Origin of the sequence: Nostoc sp. (assembly GCF_036917935.1) — a bacterium.
Lineage (GTDB): Bacteria > Cyanobacteriota > Cyanobacteriia > Cyanobacteriales > Nostocaceae > Nostoc.
Map to the genome: position 1 here is coordinate 286,016 of NZ_JBALEL010000060.1, position 10,638 is coordinate 296,653.

General features: G+C 40.3%; 11 protein-coding genes. 7 read left to right on the forward strand and 4 right to left on the reverse strand.

Annotated elements, in window-relative coordinates:
* Window positions 1-403: 403 nt before the first annotated feature.
* Both V7K62_RS26280 and V7K62_RS26285 read right to left on the reverse strand, forming a co-directional pair.
* On the reverse strand, window positions 404-1,066 hold the full coding sequence (locus V7K62_RS26280; RefSeq protein ID WP_334869297.1) for a response regulator transcription factor: 663 nt from the start codon (window positions 1,064-1,066) through the stop codon (window positions 404-406).
* The gene (locus V7K62_RS26285) at window positions 1,066-2,331 is read right to left on the reverse strand and encodes a sensor histidine kinase (protein ID WP_334869299.1); all 1,266 of its coding nucleotides are present in this window, start codon (window positions 2,329-2,331) and stop codon (window positions 1,066-1,068) included. The genes V7K62_RS26280 and V7K62_RS26285 overlap by 1 nt, the downstream gene beginning before the upstream one ends.
* Window positions 2,332-2,718: 387 nt before the next feature.
* Here V7K62_RS26285 and V7K62_RS26290 point away from each other — a divergent pair, with 387 nt between their 5' ends.
* From V7K62_RS26290 to V7K62_RS26305, 4 genes are all read left to right on the forward strand, one after another.
* On the forward strand, window positions 2,719-3,243 hold the full coding sequence (locus V7K62_RS26290) for a Spy/CpxP family protein refolding chaperone (protein ID WP_334869301.1): 525 nt from the start codon (window positions 2,719-2,721) through the stop codon (window positions 3,241-3,243).
* Between the two features lie 69 nt (window positions 3,244-3,312).
* Window positions 3,313-3,834: a Coq4 family protein gene (locus V7K62_RS26295; RefSeq protein ID WP_334869303.1), complete on the forward strand. Its 522-nt coding sequence runs from the start codon at window positions 3,313-3,315 to the stop codon at window positions 3,832-3,834.
* A 460-nt stretch (window positions 3,835-4,294) separates the two neighbouring features.
* Complete coding sequence (gene sipA / locus V7K62_RS26300; protein ID WP_292737954.1) at window positions 4,295-4,537, forward strand: regulatory protein SipA; 243 nt, start codon at window positions 4,295-4,297, stop codon at window positions 4,535-4,537.
* Window positions 4,538-4,594: 57 nt separating this feature from the next.
* Entirely contained in the window at window positions 4,595-5,152 is a 558-nt protein-coding gene (locus V7K62_RS26305; RefSeq protein ID WP_334869306.1) for a peroxiredoxin, read from the forward strand.
* A gap of 185 nt (window positions 5,153-5,337) precedes the next feature.
* Here the strand turns inward: V7K62_RS26305 and modA are convergent, their stop codons facing one another.
* Window positions 5,338-6,132: a molybdate ABC transporter substrate-binding protein gene (gene modA, locus V7K62_RS26310; RefSeq protein ID WP_334869308.1), complete on the reverse strand. Its 795-nt coding sequence runs from the start codon at window positions 6,130-6,132 to the stop codon at window positions 5,338-5,340.
* 94 nt (window positions 6,133-6,226) lie between these two features.
* Here modA and V7K62_RS26315 point away from each other — a divergent pair, with 94 nt between their 5' ends.
* Both V7K62_RS26315 and V7K62_RS26320 read left to right on the forward strand, forming a co-directional pair.
* Entirely contained in the window at window positions 6,227-6,670 is a 444-nt protein-coding gene (locus tag V7K62_RS26315; RefSeq protein ID WP_334869310.1) for a TOBE domain-containing protein, read from the forward strand.
* A gap of 9 nt (window positions 6,671-6,679) precedes the next feature.
* On the forward strand, window positions 6,680-6,811 hold the full coding sequence (locus V7K62_RS26320; RefSeq protein ID WP_334869312.1) for a hypothetical protein: 132 nt from the start codon (window positions 6,680-6,682) through the stop codon (window positions 6,809-6,811).
* 280 nt (window positions 6,812-7,091) lie between these two features.
* Here the strand turns inward: V7K62_RS26320 and V7K62_RS26325 are convergent, their stop codons facing one another.
* The gene (locus tag V7K62_RS26325) at window positions 7,092-8,060 is read right to left on the reverse strand and encodes a TauD/TfdA dioxygenase family protein (RefSeq protein WP_334869314.1); all 969 of its coding nucleotides are present in this window, start codon (window positions 8,058-8,060) and stop codon (window positions 7,092-7,094) included.
* A gap of 921 nt (window positions 8,061-8,981) precedes the next feature.
* Between V7K62_RS26325 and V7K62_RS26330 the strand changes: the two genes are divergently transcribed.
* A complete protein-coding gene (locus V7K62_RS26330; protein WP_334869316.1) occupies window positions 8,982-10,592 on the forward strand; it encodes a glycosyltransferase family 39 protein in 1,611 nt (536 codons plus the stop codon).
* Window positions 10,593-10,638: the final 46 nt, after the last annotated feature.

Here is a 10,638-nt window from a genome sequence, read left to right on the forward strand (position 1 = left end):
TAAAATTTTCAGATATAGGGTGTATTACGGCTTCCATAACGCATCGAAAACCCCAAACCCAAAATAGTGCCGCATTTTCAGCAATCATACAACGCCAGATGCTACAAAGTAGGGAACCTCCACAACACACAGGCTTCCCTATAGCTAATCTCTAGCAATCCTGAATCATTCATTAGCGAGAAAGAAGATCCCCGACTTATTAAATAAGTCGGGGATCTGCGGGTTGCAATTTTCACAAATCAAATAGGATTGCTATAGAGGTTAAAATTACGAATTACGAATTACGAATTACGAATTATAGCGTTTCCTAACCAGATGAGGTACATCATAGCCCCCTCATCGCTTGCTCTTAGGGGGTTGGGGGTGGGGTTCTTGTATCTCACTCAAGCGAGAACCGCTATATTTAACTTGGCTCATTCAAATAGGATAAATATGTATTTGCCCAAATTGCAGCTTGAGTGCGATCGCGCAAATTCAACCTGTTTAAAATATTAGTAACATGATTTTTCACCGTCCCCTCAGAAATGTAGAGTTCCTGAGCAATTTCTCGGTTACTAGCACCTGTAGCAATTAACTGCAAAACCTCTTTTTCTCTAGGAGTAAGTTCAGTTAAACTAGATGGTACAGGCGGTGATTGGATTGATGCAACATGAGAAAACTGAGTCAACAGTTTTTTAACTATACCTGGGCCTAATTGAGTATATCCTTTATGAACCGCACGAATGGCAACAGCTAATTCTTCTGATGGGGTATCTTTCAATAAATAACCCATTGCTCCATTTTTTAAAGCTGCTGACACATATTCATCATCATCAAAAGTCGTTAGTACTAAAATCTTAGTTTTGGCAAAACGTTTTTGAATCTCCCGCGTGGCTGCAACTCCATCCATAATCGGCATTCTGATATCTAGCAATATTACATCTGGCTGAAGTTCTGCAACCAAATTAATCGCCTGTTCACCGTTTTCGGCTTCTCCCACTATTTCTAAATCTGGTTCTAGTTCTAATAACGCTCTTAATCCTTGACGAATTAAACTTTGGTCATCTACCAGCAATACTTTAATCATTATGTCAACCTTGTTAATGGAATATTAACTGTAATTTTGCAACCAGAACCAAGAGCGCTATTAATATTAAAATTCCCTCCAAGTGCTAAAGTGCGATCGCGCATACTATGAAGTCCAAAACCAGTAGTATTTTGCCCTAAATCAAAACCTCTACCATTATCCTGAATTATCAATCGTAAATTGCCTTTGGTTGTAGTGAGTTCCAATTTAACCTCTGTTGCATAAGCATATTTAGATATATTAGTCAAAGATTCTTGAGTAATCCGGTAAATAGCAGTATTTATTTCAGGTGGCAGAGAATATTCCAGATTTATTTGATAAATTGCTAAAATACCATTTGAGCTATGAAAATTTTCTGAAAGACTAGCGATCGCACGTTCTAAAGATTGTTCTTGTAAGGGATTAGAACGCATAGTAGAAACAGACTGGCGGACATCTTTTAGTGCTTTTGAACCTAATTCCTTAGCTGTGGCGAGAAATGTTTCAGCCTTTCCTGGGTTAGATTGCCACAGTTTTAAAGCAGTTTCTAATTGGAGATTTAAAGCAGTCAGAGAATGTCCTAATGAATCATGAATTTCACGAGCAATACGGTTACGTTCTTCCAAGGTAGCTTGATTTTCAATTCGCATCGCATATTGACGGAGTTTTTCATTAGCGATCGCTAGCTTTTCTCGACTATGCCGTTCAGATAATACTGCATTCATCATCAACAATACAAAAACTAAGCTTAGGCCAAATACCAGCGACGAATTTAAAATCAGAAATCGATATCGTTCTTGTGCTTGTGGTGATGCTTGAAAATTGAATAACTGGTATTTTAGTTGTGTAGTAACTAAAAATAGAGCAAATGACAATATTGTCACGAACAAACGCCCATTTAACTGAAAAATCAGACAACTGCGAGTCACTAAAATTATATATAGAAAGGGGAAAAGACGAGCAAATCTCTCCCCAAAAAGTCCAATTATTAAAATCAATAAAATTTCAATTACTGTGTATATAACCTTACTTTTTTGGCTATCTCTGGGTAATCTTAAGCCCATTAGCGCAAAAATAATCAGACTATAAATTGATAGTTCTGGCAATATACTACAAACTGACAAATCTGGAAATACACCACAAATTGATAGTTCTGGAGGCTTGGGACGAAAACGCCGTAACGGAGGTGGTATAACAGCTGTCAATGCGGTGATCGCCAGTAATGTCCACTCCAGATAAAGCAGAGACGGAAAAGGATGTTTCTTAATTTTAATTGGACGACTCATCGTCGCTTTGCTCCAGTTATAAGTTATGAGATATTAGTTAGGAATTAGGAGCTATGAGTTATGATTACCGAAAATTTAAGCGGTAGAATCCGCCGCTTAAACTGTTTGCCGACTGAAGAAATAAGAGTAACTCAATGCTACAAAAACGTTAGCAGTAAGCTAAACAATGATTTATAGATTAATCATAATCAAAATCTTAATTATTCATAACTCCTAACTCTTAACTACTAAATTCCAACTCCCCTCTTAACTATTTATTGTCAATCATATTTGTCAAAATTCAATCATGACTTTAGTCATGGGTATAACCATGACTTTCTCCTCATGTAACTACTAAAGATAAGTTCTTATGATGGTGGCATCCAACCAGGAAAAACCCACCACACAATGAAACTCAAAGCATTATCGCTAGTCGCTGGAGCAATTGCCTTAACTTTAACTGCAACCTCCTTTGCTGTTCACGCCCAAACAGCCTCTCCTTCACCCGTGTTACTTGCACAAACTCCACAAAAAGAAAGAGGCCCTTGGAAAGAATTGGGTCTAACGGATGCCCAAAAAACCCAAATTCAGACAATTCGCCGCGATAGCCGCACCAAATTTGAAGCAGTTTTGACCCCAGAACAAAAGGCCAAGTTAGAGGCAGCGAAACAAGCACATCGGGCTGAGTGGCAAGCGCGTAAGGCTCAGGGGCAAACAGGTCAAGGTCAACGGCAACCAGGTGAGCATCATGGTCGCAAAAAAGGTGATTTTGCTGATTTAAATCTGAGTGAATCACAGAAAACCCAAATGCGACAAATCCGCGAGTCTGAAAAACAACAGATTCAAGCAGTGTTCACCCCGGAACAGCGCCAAAAATTAGAGCAATTCCGTCAAAATGCTCCTTCTCGCCGTCAACAAGGTAATCCTCAATAATCATCTTTCAAAAAATAGTTAATAATTCTGGGGTGGGCAGTGTCGCCCATCTCAATCCCAAAATAGATTATGATGCAACCCTTTGCCGCTTCCCCAAATCCCGCTCCTCGTCTGCAACAGGTTTTAGATGTACTCGATCGCATCGCTGAAGCACAGGGGCGAGATGTTCCTCAAATTGTGCAAATAGAGAAATTGCGTTTCCTCCCGACTGGCACTTTTGGCAGAACTTGGGCAGACTTCCTCAATGAACACAATTTAAAACCCTTTACTACAGGTAGCCGCCGTAAACAACTCCATGATGGGGTTCACGTCTTCACAGGCTATGGCACAGACTTCATTGGTGAAGCAGAAGTACAGGCATTTTTATTAGGAACAAAATTTAGCATAACTAACTTGATGCTAGGGCTAGGACTGTTGCGAGTTATCCATAAAAACTTAAATTCTCGACAACAATTTACCTGGGATAGACTTTGGCAAGCATACCAACGCGGTTGTCACTCTCACTTTGACCCAGATACTTGGCAACCAGAATTACTCTGGCACTTACCCTTGACTGATGTCCAGGTATTGTTTTCCATAGTCAAAAATTAACAGACTTCTTGCAGAAGATGCGGAAAGGGGAAAAACTTCATCCCCTTTCCCTTTCCCTATTTATCCCCATACTCCAATACTGCGTAGGTTTTGGCTAAAAAATAAAAATGTTAGGACTTACGCATTGACAAGAAATACTAAATATGCATAAGTTTAAAAACCACATCTTTTGTAAGGGCACAGCATTGCTGTGCCCCGACATTCTGGTCTATTGACGATCGCAGGATAATTAAGAAAAGCCTGAAACAACCGGGAGCATCGTTAATTCACATCACGAGGCATTTGTACAGTGCCTAAGTCCTAAATGTGTAGGCTGGGTTTGTTGGGTAACGCTCAAGCTCAACCCAACCTACGAATATTCAAAACCTACGCAGTATTGCCCCATGCCCAATGCCCAATTTAGTAGACTTTCAAGATAGTTTTGAGTTATGAGTTAATCAAAACTCCTAGCTTGATTAAGATGTCGAAAGAATTCGCAATTGGTAGTAAAGTCCGTGTTGTGGCACTACCAGCCTACGTCAAAACTGCTGAACCTATGCCGATGCTGCGCCCTCCCAATGTAATTCACATTGGCGAAGAAGGTATAGTCATTGACCGCAGACCCGGTGGATATTGGGGTATTCGCTTTGCTAGGGGGGCTTTTCTCCTAGATAGTCAATACATCGAAAGCACAGATACCCCTGCCGAATCTCACTTAGAATGAGATTTCTCGCAACCAAGAATTGTAAACTTGTGTAAAGTTGTGATTCTGGTTTGCACCATGATTTCCCGCCGCACTTTTTTAAGCATATTATTTGCCAGCTGTATTTCTGTGATCAGCTGGCTGAATTTTACCCCTGCTGCTAATGCTCTTGGTGGTAAACTTCCTGCAATTAATCAACCCGCACCAGAGTTTACTTTGCCAACCAACACAGGTGATGGCAAAATTTCCCTCTCTGACTTGCGCGGTAAATGGCTAGTCCTGTACTTTTATCCTAAAGACTTCACCTCTGGTTGTACTATAGAGGCTCGTCGTTTTCAGCAAGACTTACCCCAATACCTCGAAAAAAATACCCAAATTATTGGCGTTAGTGCTGATGACATTGATTCTCACGCCAAATTTTGCGATTCAGAGGGACTAAAATTCCCGTTGTTGGCTGACACTGATGGTTCAGTGAGTAAAGCTTACGGTTCGTGGCTTGGCTTTTTATCTATGCGCCACAGTTTTATCATCGATCCTCAAGGTGTCTTGCGCGATACTTTTGTGAAAGTTAACCCAACTATTCACAGTTCAGAAGTGCTGGCACGACTAGAAAAATTACAGTCCACAGCTTCTTAGACGATTAGCCTAATCAAGGTGGATTTTTTAATAAAGTGTAACTTTCGTAGGGTGCGTTAGGAATGTAACGCACCATTGAGAATGCTTTCGGTGTGTTACGCGTAGGCGTAGCCCGTCGTAGACATCGCTAACACACCCTAGAATTCACATTTTTTACTCAGAAAAAAAGGGTTTTTGACTTTTGACTAACGGACAATAAACCCATCTTTTTTGAGTACAGCTTTGACTTGACTGCCAGATAGAAACTCGACAAACTCTTTGGCAGCAGAAGTATTTTTACTGCTTTTAATTATTGCTACCGGATAGACAATCGGTGAGTGAAACTTATCATCAGCAGCGACTACGACTTTTACTTTGTTGGAAATTTTGGCATCAGTGGCATAAACTAAACCTGCTTCGGCGTTACCACTTTCTACTGCTGCCAAAACTTGACGCACATTGTTAGCAAAAACCAATTTTGACTTGACCTGCTCATAAATTTTCAACTTTTTTAATACTTGCTCTCCATATTGACCGGCCGGTACACTTCTGGGTTCACCGATCGCAATTTTTTTAATCTTACTATCTCTTAAATCGTAGAAGCTAGTGATGCCAACAACATCCTGAGCCACAATCAAGACTAGACGGTTATTTGCCAGGTTAATACGGCTATCTGGTAGCAACAGTCCTTTTTCTTCCAAGGCATCCATTTGCTTTTTGCCAGCAGAAATAAAGATATCTGCTGGGGCACCTTGCTCAATCTGTTGCTGCAATGCACCAGAAGCCCCAAAATTATAACTAATATTGATATTCGATTTACTTTGTTGGTACAAAGGCTTAATTTCTTCCAGCGCCTCTTTTAAGCTGGCGGCTGCGGACACGAGTATGCTGGTGTTCGACTGTGCTATTACAGGAGAAGGAGTAACCAACGGTAAACCAATTGCTAGCAGCAAGCCAGCGATCGCTATACCCAGGAAGCCAAAAATTTGTCTTCTTTTCATAGAAAAGGCGTTTGAAAGGTTTCTTCCATAAAATTGATGCTAGGTAAAATAGTAGCAAATATACCAACTTTTAACCAACCATATCGGTAAAAATATGCCTAGAAAAGAACAAGGGTGGGTTACATTCCAAACCTCAGAAGAGGAGCGAAAGATTTTGGAAGAGTTTTGTGGGCAGTCTCAGCGAACCAAGACCGAGATTCTTCGGGAACTGGTACGTGGTCTTAATCAACACTCTTCACCATCAAACTTGCTACCAACCATAAACACAGAAGAGGAAGATATCTACGCTCAAATGCCTGAGATAGAAATTAGTATTCAAAAGAAACCACTCAAAGTTAGCTCTCGCAATATTCTCAAGGGTGTTGTTAAGCGAGTTGTCACTGGAGCCGTTAATAGTGAGGTGACGCTGGAGATTGTTCACAAAGTTGAGTTAACTTCGATTATCACCAGAGTATCGGTAGAGGAGTTGGATTTGTCTGAAGGGAAAGAGGCTTATGCTGTTATTAAGTCCAACGATATAGTTATTGCCAGGGAATAGGCTGTGGTGATGTCTCTGAACAATTACTTTGGCGTAGCCCGTCGTAGACATCGCTATTCACTCAAGAGAAACGATCAGACATCTGGTGAAAAAGAATGTAGAGACTTAGCAGTGCTAAGTCTCTACAAGGGTTCTGGATAACGCATATTTAATTTCACCAGATGTCTATTCATAATTGCTGTACAAATAAATTTCTTAATAAGTATCTAGGCATAAATAAATTTAAAGTTTGTAGTAAGGACTTTAGTCCTGATAATCCTTGCTCTGAGGGATAAATCGCTCACTACAAACTAGGAGTTTATTTTATATTTAATTATGTCTACCTACTTACTACGCAAATAAATTTATATTTCCGCTAGATACTTAAGTAGATAAACCGGGCTACGAACAGATTTCGCAGTCCGGTTTACCACTCTGTAGCTTATGAAAGTACTGGTACTGCTTCCAGTTTCTCGGCTTGGTTCTTCAAGATGGTTGGTAATTCGCTACTGAACGCCTCACCTTCAACCACTTGCGAAAGGAAACCATCTGGCCCAACTGGAACATCGCCTGTGATGGTGGTGCGATAGAGGACGCGCTCGACTTCTACATGATCTAGATCCTGAGGGGCCAAATGTGATGTGGCACGGTTGTCCCAAAACGCGATGTCACCGTTGTTCCAGCGGAAGCGGGTGGTGTAGGCGGGCTTGGTGATCTGGTTGAAGAACAACTCAAGCAGCAGGTCGCTTTCTTGTCGTGATACGTCAATAATGTGCGAGGTGAAGCCAGGGTTCACGTACAATGCGCGTTCACCAGTCTCAGGATGAACCCTTACTACTGGGTGGATTGAAACCAGGGGATTGGCTGCAATGCGCTGGGCAATCTTGCTGTTGCTGGGCAGATTCAAACGCGCATTGAAGCGATGTTCGGCTTTTAATGTGTCTGCTAGCGCTCGTAGGGGTGCTGACAGACCTTCGTAAGCTGCAACTAAATTTGTCCACTGTGTGTCACCACCGAAGTTAGGGACGTTAACCGCACGCAAAATCGATGCAGCAGGCGGGTTGACAACTGCTGTCACATCGGTGTGCCAACGGCTTTCGTAGCTGGAACGCCGCAAACCATTGCGCCGCTCGTAACGGCTGCGGTCAATGGGCAGGATTTCTGAGAAGCCTTCAATCGGCTCATCTTCGTGGGGATGTGCGTAAGTTACTTCGCCGAAACGAGCCGTGAACGCAATCTGTGCCGCATGATCGATGTTTTGACCGCGAAAGAACACAACTTTCCACTTCAATAGTGCTTGACGAATTTCTTTGACTGCATCATCGTGCAAAGGACGCGACAGGTCTACGCCGCTGATTTCGGCACCGATGAAACCAGCTACTTGTTTGACCTCAATGTGTTTGTTGCTCATCTGAATTCTCCATAGTTTGATCAATAGGGCGGTGTTCGCACTCGTTAGATATGTTGCTTGCACTTAATGGGTAAATACCAAAGGAAGCGATCGCATCTGAAAATTATCATACTATAAATCGATAGACTTATCGTAGTATCTATTTTCGTATTTTAGACTGCCGCAACAATAGTCGATTTAGTCTGGGCAAGGGCAAGTTAAAATAGACCGATAAGCACTAATTTAGACTTGCCACGTCAAGCGATCTCTTGACGAGCTTCTCTACCAGACGCTACGCATAGTTTGTTTCCCTGTAGAGGTACTGTAAGCACACAAGAGCATTCCAGTCGCTAGTGCTTGGTTTTGGTTCAACTAAAGCTTTTACAATCGCTCTGGCTGCGATCAGAACACGGCTCGTAATATTCACCTCTGGCGAGAAGCAAGCTACGTGATTAAATGGCTACAGAACAAGCACTAAATCTTCGCTGCGAGTGCCTTTTTTTGGAACTTACGACGATTCCACAATAGCGTCTCTATGTTGTTTGCTACTGACAGGCGTATTTATAGTACTTTCATCTAAACTTTATGAAATCTTTTTACTTTTAACACAAGTATTTCATGTCTTGATTAATTTATGCTGTAGGATTACAGAGAAACAATTGTATTTGCTATAGGATAGTTTTGCCAAAAGCTACAAAATTATTAACATTCATTCTGTGGACATAAAAAACTTTTAATTAAAATATTTATAAACAATTTGATACTGCTGAAGAAGCAAATAATACCTTGTGTTTAATTTGTAAATTAGATAAATCCTAATTTTAGTCTATTCTGATATTCAGAGATAATAGTTTGCTTTTGTGATTAGCGACAGGCTAATAACAAATTAGGAGTTGCCTTTTTACCAACCTTTATTAAGGCTTTAAGGAGATTGAAAATTACATGAACAAGCAATTATCGATTAAAAAGCAATTATCACAGAAATCGACTATTTCTAAATCTTGGTTACGCTTTTTAATTATCATCTTATTAGTAATAGGCGTATTTTTTCGCTTCGTCAATATTGACAAAAAAATTTATTGGGGTGATGAAGTTTTTTCATCATTACGCATATCTGGCTATACGCAGTTAGAAATGAGGAAGCAATTAAGTGATGGTCGTTTGATTAGCATAGAAGATTTACATAAATACCAGCATCCTAACCCTGAAAAAAATGCAATTGATACAATTAAAGGAATTATTCTAGAAGACTCGCAGATTTTGCCACTATACATCTTGATGACCCGGTTTTGGGTAGAGTGCTTTGGCAATTCTATAGCAGCGATCAGAACTTTTTCGGCATTGATTAGTCTGCTCACCTTTCCTTGTCTTTATTTACTATGTCAAGAATTATTTGAGTCTTCACTAGTAGGGTGGATAGCCATCGGGTTGGTAGCCGTTTCACCGATTCATATCGTGTATGCACAAGAAACGCGATCGTACAGTTTAGGGATAGTAGCCATCTTAATATCGAGCGTAGCACTGCTGCGAGCCATGCGCCTGAAAACAAAGGTTAGTTGGGGCATTTATGCAGCAACATTACCACTAGGATTTTATACTCATCTATTTTTTACCTTGGTTGCTTTTGCACAAGGAATTTATGTCGTTGCAATCGAACGCTTCCGATTGAGTAAAACATCGATTTATTGGCTGCTATCATTGCTTGCAGGGTTTATAACTTTTGTACCTTGGATTTGGATTATTATTACCAATCCTCAGCTAGAAGCAGTAGCTTGGACAAATACTAAACAAACATTATTTATGTCAGCTGCAAGATGGGCTGGTATATTTAGTCGGGCGTTTCTTGATTTAGGTATTAGTCCTAGCGATCCCGGAAAACTTAAGATTATCTTAATTCCTTTTATTTTAATTATTTTAGGTTTAATCAGCTACTCAATTTATGTTATGTGTCGAAGAACCTCTAAAGAAGTTTGGTTATTTGTCTTAACCTTGATTGGATCTGTAGGGCTTCCACTACTGATAACGGATTTCGTCTTTCAAAAGCGATACGCTACTAGTCGATATACACTTCCTTCAGTTTTAGGTATAGAGTTAGCTGTTGCTTACCTATTTTCCACTAAGTTCACGTCTATTTCTACTAAAGCTTGGCAAAAAAAGCTTTGGTCACTTGTAGCGTTTATGGTAATTATGGGCGAAGTTGTATCTTGTATGGTTCACTATCAAGCGGATATTTGGTGGAACCAAGTCCCTGAAAAATACCAAGAATATCCTCAAATTGCTAACATTATTAATCAAGGTAATAAACCGCTTTTAATTAGTGATGAGGATAACATCATTCCCCCATTACAAGTACTTAGTAACTTAATCGATCCCAAAGTGCAATTTCAAATTGTCGGAAAAAATCAGTTACCAGAGATTACTAATGGCTTTAGTGACATATTTTTGTTCTTGTTCGAGCCGTCTGATTCCTTAAAAGCTGGAATTGAAAAAGTTTATAACTCAAAGTTACAGCAGGTAAGCGACTTTCTCTGGAAAATAACAAAACCTAATTAAACCAAGGATACGGGCACATCTAGCGGTTGGGAGACTGCGAGGTGGA